The sequence below is a fragment of the Candidatus Levibacter sp. Uisw_134_01 genome (assembly GCF_047717795.1).
GTDB lineage: Bacteria > Pseudomonadota > Alphaproteobacteria > Puniceispirillales > Marisalimonadaceae > Marisalimonas.
The window spans coordinates 271,968-286,840 of sequence record NZ_CP159808.1; the positions used below are offsets into that span (position 1 = coordinate 271,968).

Genomic DNA, 14,873 nt, shown 5'->3' on the forward strand with positions numbered 1-14,873 from the left:
ATCAAACTGTTCTATATTCGAACTATTATAAAAATTCATTTGTTATAGGTCTTGTTAAAAGATTTTTGATAACTTCATTTATATCGGCTTTTTTTGTTAGTATATCATTAATGGCATTTACGATAGGCATTTCTATATTGAGACTCTGAGCTAAAAAAATAGCAGAGTCTATCGCGTTTAATCCTTCAACAAGATCTAGTTTATGTTTTTTTGATTTATTTTTAACAAAATTTATTCCATATGCCATATTTCTAGAATGAGGACCACTACATGTTAAAGACATATCACCAATTCCAGCCAGTCCAAAAACAGTAGAAAAATTGCCTCCTGCATTCTTAATTAGTTCTGATGTTTCTGATAAACCTCTAGTAATTAGGGCAGCTTTTGCGTTGTCACCTAACCCTAATCCTTGAATAATTCCAGCTCCAATGGCAATAATATTTTTGACTGCACCAGATATAGACGCACCAAGAGGGTCATTATTGGGATAAAGTCTAAGATTTGAATTATGAAATAGTTTACATATAGATTGTGCATCATTAATATTTTTATTAGCGATAATAGCAGCAGCAGGTAGCTTCTTTGCGACTTCATCAGCAAAAGTAGGGCCTGTTAAAATAGATAATTTTATATTTGGAAATTGATCATTAGCTATTTGAGAAAAGGTTTTACCATCTTTTGATGCGAACCCTTTTGACGTTACAACGACATCTGTTCCGTTTGATGAAAATAGAGATACTTCTTCTAATACCTTTAAAACTCTTTTGCTCTCAGTTGTGATAAAAACTAAATCGCTTCTTTTGAGTATTTCATTGCTGTTTGTACTTGCTTGAATAAATGAATGTAATGGGTTTTGAGGAAACTTTCTTGAAAAATGATTATTAATCTCATTAGCCCTCACTTCATCAGATACAATGAGTGTTGATTTTTGTCCAACGGATGCAAGAGTGATAGCTAGAGCTTGTCCCCATGCACCACCACCATAAAAAGTTATATTAGAAAAAATTGACATCTAAGCTTTTACTCCACTTTTACCAATTTTATTATGAATCGGGTTTTTATAATGTGCATCTGGGTCTAATGGCCACCTTGGCCTAGCTTTGAAATTTAAATCAGTTTCACCTTCAGAAATATATTTTTCATAACCTGCCCAAGCAATCATAGCGCCGTTATCAGTACATAAACCTATAGGTGGAGCATGAAAATCTATTTTTGATGTCGATGCTAATTTTTCTAATTGATTTCGGATATATTTATTAGAAGCAACACCACCTGCAACAACTAATTGGATGTTAGAGTTTTCGTTTATCAAAGTTCTAAATTGATCTATAGCGTATTTTGTCCTGTCTACTAAACAGTCTGATATAGATTTTTGAAGACTAGCTGATAAATCACAAATCTTATTTTTATCTAATGTGCTGTTTGAAACAATTTGATTAAAAGCAGTTTTAAGTCCTGAAAACGAAAAATTTGGATTTTTGGATTTATACATTGGCCTCGGTAATTTAAACAATTTAGGGTTTCCTGACATAGCCATTTTTTCTATCATAGGTCCTCCAGGAAACCCTATACCTAAAATTTTAGCAGCTTTATCAAAAGTTTCGCCAGCAGCATCATCTAAAGTTGAACTTAATCTAGAATATTTCCCATATTCTAAGATTGCTATTATTTGGGTATGTCCACCAGAAACAAGAAGTAAAAGATAAGGATATTTAATGTTGTTAGTCAATCTAGCGGTTAGAGCATGTCCTTCAAGATGATTAACCGCAACATAAGGTTTGTCCAAGGACATAGCTAAAGATTTTGCAAAAACTGTTCCTACAATAACTCCTCCAATCAATCCCGGACCTCCAGTCGCTGCAATTAAATCTATATTTTCTAATTTAGATTTGGATTGCTCTAAAGCTTCTTGAACAGCATATTCAATGTTAGTAAGATGGTCTCTAGCAGCTATTTCAGGAACTATTCCACCATATTTGGTTAAATTTGTATTTTGGTTAATAACTACATTTGATAAAATTTCTTTTTTTGAGTTAACAATAGCAACAGCTGTATCATCACAGCTAGTCTCAATCCCCATAATAATTTTATAATTTCTGCTACTCATGCGATTACCCTATTTGCATAACCTCAGAGTTAAAATAGAATTAAAACGCAGTAATGCAAATATAAATTATTATTGTAAGTTTTTAGATTTACTATATGTCTATAAAATATTTACCCTAAGATACAAACATTTACTTATTAAAACACGATTGAATTTAAAATGACATTAAGGATAAGAATTGCTTCAAGAAAATCTAACTTGGCTATCCGTCAAGTAGAAATTTTAAAGGAACATCTTAGTAAAGATATTGAAATTAATATTATAGAAGTTGTTACGTCTGCTGATAAAACTTTAGATAAATCGTTAGCTGATATAGGAGGTAAAGGTTTATTTATAAAAGAGCTTGAAAACACAATTTTAAAAGATGAGGCTGATATAGCCGTTCATTCTATGAAAGATATGGAAACTGAGCTTGCCGCTGACACAAAAATTGCAGGGGTTCTTCCAAGAGGTAGTAGAAGCGACGTCTTATTAGGGCAATATTCTACCTTAGATGATTTACCAGATGGTGCTGTTATTGGAACTAGTTCGGTTAGACGAGGAGCGTTTGCTAAATCATATAGACCCGATTTACAAATTAAACTTTTAAGAGGCAATGTAGGAACACGGATTGATAAGCTTAATAATGGTATTTTTGATGCAATCATACTAGCTAAAGCAGGTCTAGACAGATTAAATATTGATATAGGAAACATTATTCCAAAAGAAATAATACCTCCAGCCTCAACTCAAGGTATTATTGCTGTTCAATCTACTACCAATAAAAAAACTAAATTAGAAGCTGATTTAGATAAAATTTTTCTAAACATTAATGATGCTAATACATACTCAGAAGCTTTAGCTGAAAGAAGTTTACTAAGAACTTTAGACGGCACTTGTCGTTCACCTATTTCATCAAGTGCATACATTATTAATAATGATGAGTTAATCTTATATGGAGCAGTTGCTAAGCAAGATGGATCAAAGGTAATAAAGTCTGAGATAAAAGGGGCAAGAAAAGATTCTATCTTATTAGGTATAGAATTAGGGAAGGAATTAATTGCCAAAAGTATTGGTGAATCCATATTTGATTAACTACTATAAGTTAGGGAATGAATTTGAATATTAAATTTAATAATATCACATTTGTACTTCGGGAAAAAAAAGATGCCGAAGTTAATTCAAAGTACCTAAACAATAATGGGCTTTATGCCAAACCTTTTCCAATAACAACTACAAAATATTTCAATATTTATAAATTTAATTTACTTAGTAAGAGCTTTGATTACTTCATAATCACAAGTGCAAATGCATTGCAACCATTAGAAAAAATAATTTTGAATAGTAATAACTTAGCTAAAAAAAATATTAAAGTTTTTGCTGTTGGTGAAGAAACTAAGATAAAATTAACTAAAAAAGGTTATGTAAATATTTTGAGTGCAAATAATAACTCTACATCTCTATGCGAATTGATTATTAGTAATACTTCAAATACAGACCTAGGATTATGGATTGCTGCTAAAAATAGAAGTTCAAATTTAGAAGAAAAACTCATTTCAAAAGATAGAAAAATAGAGATTTTTGAGGCTTACGAAACACAACCAATAATTCAGATTTCTAGATCTATCCAAGATGATCTAGTTAATTACAGTAATATAAATTTATTAATTCTTTCTTCACGTAATGTATTAATTGCAAAAGATATTTTAGTGAAACTTAATTTATTCAATGAAGTAAATAATAAATCCACCTTATTAGTTAATAGTCAAAATGTTGCTAATAATGGGAAAAGCATTGGCTGGAACAACGTAGTAACTATTAAGAAAAATTTTACTAAAGATATCTTGGATTATATATTACACTTATCTAAGTAACTTGGAAGATTAATATGGCAGAGACCAAAGCTCAAAAGATTAAAAGTGATAAAGAAACTATTATCGATATGGAGCCAGTAAAAGAAGAATCAAATAAAAGCGACTATAAAAACCCTGCATTTTTGATATCTTTTATAACATTAGTTTTAACTATCACAATCCTTAGTTGGATTATACTTTATCATATTCCTAAATTGTCTGAAGCTGAAACTAACAGAGTTAATATTATTATTAAAGAGATAGAGAAAGATAACAAAAAAAATAATAAATTTGTTGTTCTTACTGAAGAAATAAAAAAAATTAAAAGTCAAATTTTAGAAATTTCAAATAATAAAAATGAGGTAACATCCGAAGACTTTAAAAACCTGTCTTCTTCAGTAATGTCTCTAAAAGATGAACTTAAATTAATTACAAATAAAAAAATTCCTCAAGAAGTAGATAATAAAAATCTAGATTATCAAAAAAATAATACAGTGAATTATAATAAAAATCTTGATTCAAGTGTCCAAAATAATTTTTCATCAAGTTCTGTTTCTTTAAAAAGAAAACAGGCAAGCTTAATTTTAGAAACTCAAATTATTATTGACAAACTTCTTGCAAGAGAAGATTTGGCATCAACTTCCAATGAACAAATTAACGTCAATGAATTGGACCTTTTGTCCAGATTAAAAAATTATCTAGCAGGTTTTTTTAAGCTAAGACAATACTCTAATAATTCAACTCCTCGTGCTATAATAACTAAAGCAGAAACTGAATTAAAAAATGGTAATTTGAGCCAATGTTTAAAATTATTAAAAACTCTTCCAGACAATTGGAAGAGACCAATTAATGAATTTATTATCAAGACTGAAATATATCTAAACAGAACAATTAAAGTAACAGAGTAAATGATTTATAAAATTTTTAAATTAATTATACTTATAATTTTGATTTGGCTTTTATCAGAGTTTTTCTCTAATACTGAAGGGACAACTAATATAAACTGGATGGGCTGGGGACTAGAATTACCTACTGATACTTTTGTTTTTATTCTAATAATATTCTCTTCATTTATAATTTTTATTGATAGAATATGGTTGGCGATTTTAAATCTTCCTAAATCAGCCATGAGAAAATTTGAAATTAGTAATAATAAAAAAGTTGAAGAGAAGTTGGTTAAGGCATTTTTACTCGCTAGTCATGGTGAGTATGCTTCAGCAGCGAAAGAGGCCGCTTTAATTTCAAAAAATACTAAAGATAAAAAGCTGGGAAAATTATTAGATGCTCATTTAGATGTAGTGAATAATGTAAATTCACTTAGTGAAAATAAAAAAGAATTATCACAAAATTATTTTAAAGCCCTTACTAATGAGCCGTCAACAGCTTTTGTCGGTCATTTAGCACTAATGCGTCAAGCTTTACTCGGTAAAAAAAACATTAAACTAATTATTGATGAAGGTGAAAAAGCACTGAAGTTTGAACCAAAATCAAAACAAACGTTAGAAGTTTTGTTAGTGTCTTATGCAAAAATAGGAGATATTTCAAATTCTTTAATTCATCTAAATAAAATGAAGAACCTAAAATATATAAATGTTGAAAAGTATAAAAATATATCAGCAGATTTAAATTATTTAAGTGCTTTAAGCTATTTAGATAACAACAAAAATAAAGTAGCTGTGAAACATTTTAAAGAAGCCCTTAAGCAAAAACCAAATCATATACCTGCATCTATTAAACTGACTGATGTAATGTTAGGCATTGGTTCAAAAACGAAATCAATTAATTATTTAGAAAAAACGTTCTTACTAACATCCAATCCAGATGTTTTGGATCAATTATCTACGAAGTGGGGTTTGAAAACTTCAGGATCTCGTGTTTCAAAAGCTATTAGCCTTTTGAACAAATCATCTTTAGATAAGATTAAAGATAATCTTAAAATTGAGATTGCTTGTTATGCAATTAAAGAAGAAATTTGGGGAGAAGCAGATAAGTTATTGTCTGGAATACTTGAAGAAAATCTAACTCAAAAAGGATACCAAGCATTTGCTGATATAGCCGGTTCTCAAAATAAACCTGATAAAGTAAAAGATTTCCTTAAAAAAGCAGCAAATGCTGTTGAAGACTTAAATTATTTTTGTACATCCTGTGGATCAAAAAATAATAAATGGGATTTACATTGTCCCAATTGTGAAAGTTTAAGTACAATTCAATGGATTAAAAGAAGCGATCTTGATAAGCGAGATGATTTACCTCAAATAAATTCGAATAATGTATTAGATAAAAGCTTAATTAGTTATTAAAAAATAAATCATAGAACTATATATCAAATAAATAGAAAAAATTATTAAAATCAAACCTAAAATGAAAAAGATGAATTTTTGATTTGATATAATATAATTTTTAATTGTTTTTAAGTTCACTGAATATGAAGCCAAGATATACCAAGTTGTGTCAATAATTCCAGCAAGAAACGCCATAATAATTTTTGTAAACAAGTTATAATCATCATCTAAAAATTGGCTAAAAATTGAGGTGAAGAATATTATAACTTTAGGATTTATTAATGAAGTAGTTAAACCAAGTATAAAACTTTCTAAGAGTGATTTTGTGTTTAGTTTTTGATCAATTTTTTGTTTATCAGGTGATTTTATAAATATTATTTTAGAGCCAATATATATTAGAAATATAGCTCCAATAAATTGTATAATTTGAATAGTAAATGGCGCTATTTTAATAATAAAACTAATACTAAAAATTGAGATTAACGCATAAATTAAAATTCCAATTCCATGTCCAATTGAAGCGATAACGGATGAAATGAAGTCTTTAGTATTAGCTATGTAAAGTATTATAATTAAACTTGGACCTGGAACGATTGCACCAATAGAACAAACCAAAAAAATTGTAAACCATTCAAAAATACTCATTCAACATTCCCATTTTAAACTAGATTGTTAAAAGAGTTTTGACGTAGGGCTTCGTATATCGTTATAGCAACAGAGTTACTCAAATTCAAACTTCTACTACCACTGATCATGGGAATTCTGAGTTGGTTATTAATGTTTATTTTTTTTAAAATATTCTCAGGCAGTCCACTTGTTTCGCTACCAAACAAAAAACAATCACTTTTAGTGAACTTAATTTCACTGTAGCTTTTTTTAGCAAACTTTGTCAGTGCGTAAATATTTTTAAATTCAATTGATTTTATGCACGAATCAAAATCATCATGAATAAAAAATTTTGCATCCTTTTGGTAATCTAAACCAGCTCTCTTAAGAGTGGTATCATCTATTTTAAAGCCAAGTGGCTTTATTAAATGAAGGTTAATTCCTGTATTCGCTGATAGCCGAATAATGTTTCCTGTGTTTGGTGGTATTTCAGGATTAAATAGAATAATATTAAACATCTAAGTTTTCGGTAAAATTTGATTAAGTTAAATTAATTTATTTTGAATCATTTTAAAGAACCTTCAAGTATATATTTTAAAATTCTAACAACTTGAGTTTGATCTTTTGCTACTGCAGCAGCTGCTGCATCTACTTCTTTTAATGCATGTTGATGTTCTTCATTATGAATAACAATAATAGATTTATTGAGTGCTGCTGCATATCCAGTATCAAAGGCTGCGTTCCATTGTTTGTATTTATCTCCAAACTTTACAACAACAATATCAGAGTCAATAATAGATTTTCTAGTTTTAATAGAGTTTATTTTTGCGCCTTTATTATCTTTCCAGAAGTTTTTTTCTTCTTTACCTAAAATTTCTACACCACAATTATCAGACGCTTCATGATCGGTAATAGGTGACGAAAAGGAAATATTGAGCTTTTCTTCTTTGCAGAGATCAATTATTTCTTCACGCCAATTACTATGAATCTCTCCCGATAAATAAACATTTAACATAATAAACTCCTTTTTTTTAATTGTTATCCCTGAGAGGATATTTTTGGTGTTCGTGCCATAGTTATAGCTAATGAAACACTCGCTATAATACCTAATATAGACATTCCTAATAGAATTAGATCGTAGTTAATATTAAAATCTAATAATTTTCCAACCACCGCAGGACCTATTGCCGTTCCGAACACCATTGTTGATGTTGATAATGATCGAACTGATCCTAAATTTTTAGTTCCATAATAATTTGGCCAAAATGTTCCGCCTATAGTCATTGCTAAACCTTGAGTCATTCCTAAAAATGAAAACCCCAAAACCGCTGTTAAATATGAAGTGCTATAAGAAAAAATAAGTAATCCAAGTGCCATAGGCAGAAGGTAAAATGGTAAGATTTTTTCAACCCCAAATTTGTCCAACATCCACCCTGAACTTAAAGTAGTTAATATTGACATGCCGGTATAAAACGGGAAAAGAGAAGTAAAGGTAATTAAAGACCAATTTTTAACTTCTGTTAGATGAACCATGTTGAAGAAAAAGGCAGTTGAAAAAATAGGTGGTATTAAAAAGGGTATAATTATTGCCCAAAACAACCAATCAGAGAGAACTTCATTTCTAGTCCAATGTTTATTTTTCATTCCTGTCTGAGATTGATTTTCTTGCTTACTATTAGGAGATCTTTCATTTGACAATAATGTAAGAATAATAGGTAAAACGCCTAATAAAACTAACATGCCTACTATCCAACTATATCTCCATCCAATTATAGAAAAAAGAAAAACAAATATTACAGGAAAAATAGCTTCACCAATGGAAAATCCCATTATAGAAAGTGATAATGCTTTACCTTTATTTTTACCATACCATTTGCCAATTGCAACTGCAGGAATATGGATAAGCATACCCTGTCCAAAAAACCTCAAGCCAAAAATAATAATTGGTAAATACCAGATTAGATTTACAAAAGTCATGGTCAAGCAGAGTAAACTTAGCGATATAATAACGACTTTAATATTTAGAGTAATTTTATATTTATCTATGTAGCCACCAAAAAATAACATTGCAATTGCTGAGGCTAAGGTTCCTCCTGAATATATTAAACCCCAATCGCCATGTGATAAATTGAAAGCTTGTCTGATTTCACCTGCAAATAAAGAAATGAAAAACGTTTGCCCAAAACATGAACAAAAATAGAGTAGGGCTGTTGCAACCAACCATCTAGCATTTTGTATAAAAAAACTCATAAGGAACCAATTTAACTTTTAGAACTAAAGTATATGATCTTTAAATAAAATTTAGGCAATAGATTAAATTTTTAATTCGCCTATTTCAGTGTTCTTAAAGTTCAAAAATGTGTCAGTTGGGTTGCCCGTTCTTCCATAACCATTCCATACTTTGAATCCTAAAATCTCTTTTTGATAATCATCTAATTGTAAAAATACTTCTTTTCTAATGCCCAAGGTAAAGTTTTCTTGAGGTCTAAACTGCGGCCCACAAAATGTAATTAAAAGCGCAAGTCTATTTTTTTGAGTAATATTTGCGCCGGTGCCATGCCATAACCTACCATCTGTAATAATGGCGCAACCTGGAGGTCCCTCTGCAGAAATAGTAGCAATATCTTTATCTAAAATTTTATCGGGATGGCGTCCAAATAAATGAGATCCTGGTACAATTAATGTGCCACCATTTTTTTCACTCATTCCATTCAACATTATTAATACATTAGACACAGCTGGCCTAGAAATTAAGTCTGTATTAATTAAAATATCTTCGTTTATTTTATGATTGAACTTTTTTCTGCTTATAGAGCCTGGAGGTAAGAATTTTTCATTTCTGTTTACTGGATCTGGAAGCCACCATTGATCAGTATGAAGATCCATAGCTATTCCTCCTGGTTTAGCTATGTTCGCGCCAAAGCTGGAAACTAAAAATTCTTCACCAACAATCTCTTTTATACAGTCTACGTAGTTATGATTTTGTAAAATATCTAAAAATACTTTTCCTTTATTGGGTAACATCCATACCCTTTGGTTTATCCCAGCGTTAGTATCTTTATTATTAAATTCACCCCATTTTTTTGCTTTACTTCCATCTTCATATGCAATGTTTAATCTTTTTTCCGCTTCTGCTTGTTCAATTAACCTTTCCATTGATTTAATGTTTAAATTTTTAGGAATCGCATTTTCTAAAAGGCAATAACCCCATTTCTTCAAATCATTTTTAGCAGTTTTAAGAGATTCTGTTGGTTTAGGATAATTTTGTGTCAAAATGAAGCTCCTAAGGCTATGTTGCTCAAATTAAATTTAAGTTTTTCAATGCGTTTTTAACCAATTCTTTCTGTGGTTCTGTTGCTGGGGCAGTAGGTCTTCTTGCATAACCAGTTTCAAGTCCTTGGAGTTTTTGAGCGTATTTACATAAAGAAGGCATATTATCTAGACCAATTGCGTCCCATAAAGGCATTAAACGCTCATGGAGATCTTTTGCCTTATTCCAATCTTCATCAATGACTGCGTTCCACAACGCAACTGATGGACCAGGCGCAGCTGTTAAAATAGCAGCAATTGAACCAGGTGCGCCTAATTGATACGAAGAATATAGAAGTGCATCAACAGCGCTAAATATCATATTTTCAGGTTTAGCTCTTCTAATTAAATCTGCAAATAGTTTCATATCACCAGCGCTTTGTTTTACACCTAAGACACCTGGTACTTCGTCCATAATTCTTAGAAGCAAGTCAGGAGATAAATAACACCAAGGTACAACGTTATAAATTAATATTGGAATTTGACACTCTTCATGAATTTCTTGAAAATGTTTCACCATAGCGTCGTCATCAGGTCTAAATAGATAACTTGGTGGAGTGATCTGAAGTGCTACCACGTTAAGAGGTTTAACAGAATTGCCTCTAGCAATTACTTCTGAAGTTGAATTTGCAATAATACCTGCCACTAAAGGTACTCTATTATCTAATGCTTTAGATGTTTGTTCCATTAAAGCAACATATTCATCTCTATTTAATACATGCCCCTCTCCAGTGCTTCCTCCTGCGGCTAGTCCATGAACTCCGTTTTCTATAAGCCAATCAACTTGTGGTTTTACTAACGAAAGGTTAATTGATCCGTCTTGGCTGAATGGAGTTGTAAAGGGTGCAATTATTCCTTTTAAATCAGTCATTTTCTTCTCCTCATTAATTTTATTCTTAAAAGTATAATTATTAAATTTGATAATTGAAGATAAAAATTTAGGATATGATTATTAATTAATTAGGGTTTAATTTATGAAAATAGATAAAGAAACAGAGTTTTTTTTAAAAAACAGAGTTAAAAGCAAGGCCAAGCTTCATCATCTATTAGAGCCGAACGAACTTAGACAAGATCGTTTGAAACAGTTAAAAGAAGATAACTTAACACCTCCTAAAATACTGAGTGTTAAGAACATTAAAGTTAAAAGTGATTGTAATCAGGATATAAATTTAAGATTTTATTTTCCACAAAATTTCAAACAAAATAAAAAAAATTCAGTAATTATTTTTTTTCATGGCGGTGGATTTGTTATGGGAAATTTAGACACTCATGACTTTACTTGTAGATCAATTTGTATTGAGTCTAAGATGATTGTGTTAGCGGTTGATTATAGTCTGTCGCCAGAATATAAATTTCCGTATGCATTAAATGAGGCTAAATATGTAATTAAATCAATACCTTCTTTTGAGAAAGAATTTAAGTTGGATTTGAATAATATTTTTGTTTGTGGAGATAGTGCTGGTGGCAATTTAGCTGCAGTTTTAGCTATTAATTCTTCTAAAAAAATGACTGTTCCTATAAAGGGACAAATTTTAATCTATCCATGCGTAGATTTAACTTTGTCTATGAGGTCGATGGATATTTTTTTAGATGGTATGACTTTAACTTTTGATACTATGTCCTATTTCATAAATCATTATTTAGAAAGCAAAGAAGATGCAGTTAATTGGCAAGCCTCACCATTATTTGTAGATGATATGAAAAATATGCCAGAGACATACATATTCGCAGCAGGCTTAGATCCTTTATTAGATGAGGGGATAGCTTATAAAAACAGACTAGAGTATTTTGGTAATAAAGTTACCTATAAATTATATCCAGGCCAGACACATGGCTTTTTATCAAACTCTAAACATTTTCCTAAATCAACTGAGTGTATAAAAGAGATTGGTAAAGCCGCGAAATTAATGGCCACAAAGGAAACTATGAAATGAAGAATATAATAATATTTGGAGGCACAGGTTTCTTAGGAAGCTGGATAGTAAAAAACTTTATTGAAAGTGGCTATAAGGTAACAATATTTGATTTAAAAATTGAATTAGAATTACTTAAAAATCTTATCAGAAATGATATTGAAAAGATTAAATTCCTTAAAGGTGACGTCACTAATTATGAGGAAGTTTTTGAAGCAACTATCAATATGGATCATGTGGTAAATTTAGCTGGTTTAATGACGCCAGATTGCAGTAAAAATCCTTCCTTGGGGGCACAGGTAAATGTATTAGGTTCTATTAATGTTTTTGAAGCAACTAAAGCGCGAGGTATTAAATTTATTCTATATGCTAGTAGCGCGGGGGTATTTGGTGAAAAAGATCAGTATATTCCTTATCCTGAAACTCATTATGGAGCCTTTAAACTAGCTGTAGAGGGAATAGCCAGAGCTTATTATAATGAAGCAAACATTTCTAGCATTGGGATTAGGCCATTTGTAATATATGGGCCAGGAAGAGAAGTTGGTGGAACTGCAGCTGTAACTTTGGCTTGTAAAGCAGCCAAACAAAATTATGATTATAATTTAAATTTTTCTGGTAAAGCCGGTTTTGTTTTTGTTCAGGATGTTGCTGATTTAGTAGAGATGTCAGTTAACAAAGCTCCGGTTGGCGCCTTAACCATTAATATAAATGGTATAACCGCTAACGTAAGTGATTTTGTATCAAAAATAATAAATATTGTCCCTGAAGCAAAATTAACTATTAATGGAGATGAATTAAGTGTAGTTGAAGAAATTCTGGGTAACCATCCATCAGACATTTTTGAAAGTTTTGAGTATACGAGTTTAAATGCAGGAATTAGCAATACCATAGATTTTTATTAATTTTTTAGGTCCTTAGAATTATGTTTGTGCAAAGTTCATCAAATACTAAAGGTATTTTATTCATGGTTTCGGCTATTTTTTGTTTGTCCATGATGGATGGTTTTACAAGGTATTTAACAGACTATTATAATGTCATTGCTATTAATATGTTTAGGTATTTTTTTCTCTTCTTGTTTGTGATTTTGATAAATAGCACTAAAAACAAAAGTGTTGTTTATGTTTCTAAAAGTAAGTTTAGATTAATCCAAATCCTTCGAGGTACAATTTTAGCAATTGAAATGTGTTTTGCACATTATCTTTTTTTAAAAATAGGACTTATAGAGGCTCACGCTATTTTTGCTAGTTGTCCTTTAATAGTGGCGGCTTTATCAGTTTTCTTTTTAAAAGAAAAAGTTGGATGGAGAAGGTGGACTGCAATTTTTATAGGATTTATAGGAATTTTAATTATCTTAAGGCCTGGTTCTAAGGTTTTTGACCCCTTATCACTCGTCGCTTTAGGTTGCGCTATTGCTTTTGCAATATACCAAATTTTAACAAGGTATGTATCAAGTGAAGATAGTCCAGACACGAGTCTTTTCTATACAGGCATTACTGGGTTTGTTCTCCTTGGGGCAGTGGGGCCGTTTTTCTATACTGCAATAGATAGTATGCATTTCATTTGGCTCTTGATTGTTTGTGCATTAGGAGCTGGTGGTCATTATCTAATGATAAATGCATTCAAACACAGTGAAGCCTCAATATTACAGCCATTTACTTATCTTCAGTTAGTTTTTGTTTCAATAATAGGTGTTTTAATTTTTGATGAAAAACTAGAAAATGAAATATTAGTAGGTTCTGGAATAGTAGTATTAGCTGGATTATTTACGTTTTGGAGAGAGCATATCAAAAAACAATAAATTTAGGGGGAGTACAATGTCAGCATTTAAATATCAAAATATTCTTTTAACTGGGGCAGCCGGGGCATTAGGTGAACAATTAAGAGAAACATTATCGAAATCGTGTGAAACCCTAACAGTTTCGGACAGGACCAGTTTAAATAAAAAATTTGAAAATGAGAAAATTGTCCAAGCTGATTTATCTTCATTGGAAGAGATGATTAATTTAACAAAAAATATTGACTGTGTTGTCCACATGGGAGGGCAAAGTATTGAGGGTTCGTGGGATAACGTTTTAAATTCTAACATTACAGGAATGTATAATCTATATGAAGGTTGTAGAAAAAATAATGTTAAGCGTGTTATATGGGCGAGCTCAGTCCATACTGTAGGTTTTTACCCTAGATCTGAGGTATTAGACAGTAAGGCAAAGCCCAGACCAGACAGTAATTATGGCTTATCAAAAGTTTTTGGTGAGTCATTAGCCCAATATTATTGGGATAAATATAAATTAGAGACTGTTTCTGTAAGGATATATTCGTGCTTAGCAGAGCCTAAGGATCATAGAATTTTGTCTACATGGCTAAGCTATGATGATCTTAGAAGTTTAATTGTTGCCTGCATAAAAACTGCAAATGTAGAGCATTCAATTATTTTTGGAGTATCAAATAATGATTCTGTATTAATTGATAATAAATATGCAAAACACATTGGATACATACCAAGAGATAATGGCGAGGATTATAGAGTTAAAGTTGAGACCAAAGACGGCTTTGTAGACTCAAATGACCCTCTAGTGAAAACGCACGGTGGTTATTTTGCTTCTGCTGGTCATTTTGATGATAGTTAAAATCATTCTAATTTAACAATTTTAAGCCATTTTTGCAGTCTTTTAAAGCATAATTCAATGCAAAAACTTTTGTTTTTTGCTTCCACTATACATTTTATTAGTGTTTAAAATTTAATCATAAAAAATTATTTATTTTTAATTGTAAATTAATTAACCATAAATAAAAAAAAATATGGTGGGAAAAAAAATAAATTTAA

The 14,873-nt window shown here is 30.5% G+C and carries 16 protein-coding genes; 8 read left to right on the top strand and 8 right to left on the bottom strand.

Features of this window, described 5'->3' with window-relative positions:
• Window positions 1–25 precede the first annotated feature (25 nt).
• Together ABXT66_RS01490 and tsaD are read right to left on the bottom strand one after the other, a co-directional pair.
• Window positions 26–1,012 carry an NAD(P)H-dependent glycerol-3-phosphate dehydrogenase gene (locus ABXT66_RS01490; RefSeq protein ID WP_443643898.1) on the bottom strand — a complete coding sequence of 329 codons (987 nt, stop codon included), beginning with the start codon at window positions 1,010–1,012 and terminating at the stop codon, window positions 26–28.
• The gene (gene tsaD, locus ABXT66_RS01495) at window positions 1,013–2,107 is read right to left on the bottom strand and encodes a tRNA (adenosine(37)-N6)-threonylcarbamoyltransferase complex transferase subunit TsaD (RefSeq protein WP_443643899.1); all 1,095 of its coding nucleotides are present in this window, start codon (window positions 2,105–2,107) and stop codon (window positions 1,013–1,015) included.
• Window positions 2,108–2,266: 159 nt separating this feature from the next.
• Between tsaD and hemC the strand changes: the two genes are divergently transcribed.
• Genes hemC through ABXT66_RS01515 form a run of 4 tightly spaced genes read left to right on the top strand, consistent with a single transcriptional unit; the run spans window position 2,267 to window position 6,239 of the window.
• Window positions 2,267–3,181 carry a hydroxymethylbilane synthase gene (gene hemC / locus ABXT66_RS01500; protein WP_443643900.1) on the top strand — a complete coding sequence of 305 codons (915 nt, stop codon included), beginning with the start codon at window positions 2,267–2,269 and terminating at the stop codon, window positions 3,179–3,181.
• Between the two features lie 23 nt (window positions 3,182–3,204).
• Window positions 3,205–3,960 carry a uroporphyrinogen-III synthase gene (locus tag ABXT66_RS01505; protein WP_443643901.1) on the top strand — a complete coding sequence of 252 codons (756 nt, stop codon included), beginning with the start codon at window positions 3,205–3,207 and terminating at the stop codon, window positions 3,958–3,960.
• Window positions 3,961–3,974: 14 nt separating this feature from the next.
• A complete protein-coding gene (locus ABXT66_RS01510) occupies window positions 3,975–4,847 on the top strand; it encodes a hypothetical protein (protein WP_443643902.1) in 873 nt (290 codons plus the stop codon).
• On the top strand, window positions 4,848–6,239 hold the full coding sequence (locus tag ABXT66_RS01515) for a heme biosynthesis HemY N-terminal domain-containing protein (protein ID WP_443643903.1): 1,392 nt from the start codon (window positions 4,848–4,850) through the stop codon (window positions 6,237–6,239). It begins immediately after the preceding gene.
• Here ABXT66_RS01515 and ABXT66_RS01520 read toward each other — a convergent pair.
• The 6 genes from ABXT66_RS01520 to ABXT66_RS01545 all read right to left on the bottom strand — a co-directional run bounded on the left by ABXT66_RS01520 (window position 6,225) and on the right by ABXT66_RS01545 (window position 11,007).
• Window positions 6,225–6,866, bottom strand: a complete 642-nt coding sequence (locus ABXT66_RS01520) for a LysE family translocator (RefSeq protein ID WP_443643904.1) — start codon at window positions 6,864–6,866, stop codon at window positions 6,225–6,227. The two genes, ABXT66_RS01515 and ABXT66_RS01520, sit on opposite strands and share 15 nt — an antisense overlap.
• Before the next feature lie 14 nt (window positions 6,867–6,880).
• Window positions 6,881–7,345, bottom strand: a complete 465-nt coding sequence (locus ABXT66_RS01525; RefSeq protein ID WP_443643905.1) for a tRNA (cytidine(34)-2'-O)-methyltransferase — start codon at window positions 7,343–7,345, stop codon at window positions 6,881–6,883.
• A 47-nt stretch (window positions 7,346–7,392) separates the two neighbouring features.
• Window positions 7,393–7,842, bottom strand: coding sequence for a YtoQ family protein (locus ABXT66_RS01530; protein WP_443643906.1), 450 nt, complete (start codon window positions 7,840–7,842; stop codon window positions 7,393–7,395).
• Between the two features lie 23 nt (window positions 7,843–7,865).
• Window positions 7,866–9,077: an MFS transporter gene (locus ABXT66_RS01535; protein WP_443643907.1), complete on the bottom strand. Its 1,212-nt coding sequence runs from the start codon at window positions 9,075–9,077 to the stop codon at window positions 7,866–7,868.
• A 63-nt stretch (window positions 9,078–9,140) separates the two neighbouring features.
• Complete coding sequence (locus tag ABXT66_RS01540) at window positions 9,141–10,100, bottom strand: phytanoyl-CoA dioxygenase family protein (protein WP_443643908.1); 960 nt, start codon at window positions 10,098–10,100, stop codon at window positions 9,141–9,143.
• 25 nt (window positions 10,101–10,125) lie between these two features.
• On the bottom strand, window positions 10,126–11,007 hold the full coding sequence (locus ABXT66_RS01545) for a dihydrodipicolinate synthase family protein (RefSeq protein ID WP_443643909.1): 882 nt from the start codon (window positions 11,005–11,007) through the stop codon (window positions 10,126–10,128).
• A gap of 103 nt (window positions 11,008–11,110) precedes the next feature.
• Between ABXT66_RS01545 and ABXT66_RS01550 the strand changes: the two genes are divergently transcribed.
• The 4 genes from ABXT66_RS01550 to ABXT66_RS01565 are packed head-to-tail and all read left to right on the top strand — an operon-like array spanning window position 11,111 to window position 14,676.
• On the top strand, window positions 11,111–12,070 hold the full coding sequence (locus ABXT66_RS01550; protein WP_443643910.1) for an alpha/beta hydrolase: 960 nt from the start codon (window positions 11,111–11,113) through the stop codon (window positions 12,068–12,070).
• Window positions 12,067–12,951: an NAD-dependent epimerase/dehydratase family protein gene (locus ABXT66_RS01555; RefSeq protein ID WP_443643911.1), complete on the top strand. Its 885-nt coding sequence runs from the start codon at window positions 12,067–12,069 to the stop codon at window positions 12,949–12,951. The genes ABXT66_RS01550 and ABXT66_RS01555 overlap by 4 nt, the downstream gene beginning before the upstream one ends.
• A 20-nt stretch (window positions 12,952–12,971) precedes the next feature.
• Window positions 12,972–13,847 carry a DMT family transporter gene (locus ABXT66_RS01560; protein WP_443643912.1) on the top strand — a complete coding sequence of 292 codons (876 nt, stop codon included), beginning with the start codon at window positions 12,972–12,974 and terminating at the stop codon, window positions 13,845–13,847.
• A gap of 16 nt (window positions 13,848–13,863) precedes the next feature.
• Window positions 13,864–14,676, top strand: a complete 813-nt coding sequence (locus ABXT66_RS01565; protein WP_443643913.1) for an NAD-dependent epimerase/dehydratase family protein — start codon at window positions 13,864–13,866, stop codon at window positions 14,674–14,676.
• Window positions 14,677–14,873 lie beyond the last annotated feature (197 nt).

Coding starts and splice junctions, on each gene's coding strand:
- hemC (WP_443643900.1), top strand. CDS start 2,267: ATGACATTAAGGATAAGAATTGCTTCAAGAAAATCTAACTTGGCTATC.
- ABXT66_RS01545 (WP_443643909.1), bottom strand. CDS start 11,007: ATGACTGATTTAAAAGGAATAATTGCACCCTTTACAACTCCATTCAGC.
- ABXT66_RS01525 (WP_443643905.1), bottom strand. CDS start 7,345: ATGTTTAATATTATTCTATTTAATCCTGAAATACCACCAAACACAGGA.
- ABXT66_RS01520 (WP_443643904.1), bottom strand. CDS start 6,866: ATGAGTATTTTTGAATGGTTTACAATTTTTTTGGTTTGTTCTATTGGT.
- ABXT66_RS01535 (WP_443643907.1), bottom strand. CDS start 9,077: ATGAGTTTTTTTATACAAAATGCTAGATGGTTGGTTGCAACAGCCCTA.
- ABXT66_RS01565 (WP_443643913.1), top strand. CDS start 13,864: ATGTCAGCATTTAAATATCAAAATATTCTTTTAACTGGGGCAGCCGGG.
- tsaD (WP_443643899.1), bottom strand. CDS start 2,107: ATGAGTAGCAGAAATTATAAAATTATTATGGGGATTGAGACTAGCTGT.
- ABXT66_RS01515 (WP_443643903.1), top strand. CDS start 4,848: ATGATTTATAAAATTTTTAAATTAATTATACTTATAATTTTGATTTGG.
- ABXT66_RS01560 (WP_443643912.1), top strand. CDS start 12,972: ATGTTTGTGCAAAGTTCATCAAATACTAAAGGTATTTTATTCATGGTT.
- ABXT66_RS01555 (WP_443643911.1), top strand. CDS start 12,067: ATGAAGAATATAATAATATTTGGAGGCACAGGTTTCTTAGGAAGCTGG.
- ABXT66_RS01510 (WP_443643902.1), top strand. CDS start 3,975: ATGGCAGAGACCAAAGCTCAAAAGATTAAAAGTGATAAAGAAACTATT.
- ABXT66_RS01550 (WP_443643910.1), top strand. CDS start 11,111: ATGAAAATAGATAAAGAAACAGAGTTTTTTTTAAAAAACAGAGTTAAA.
- ABXT66_RS01530 (WP_443643906.1), bottom strand. CDS start 7,842: ATGTTAAATGTTTATTTATCGGGAGAGATTCATAGTAATTGGCGTGAA.
- ABXT66_RS01490 (WP_443643898.1), bottom strand. CDS start 1,012: ATGTCAATTTTTTCTAATATAACTTTTTATGGTGGTGGTGCATGGGGA.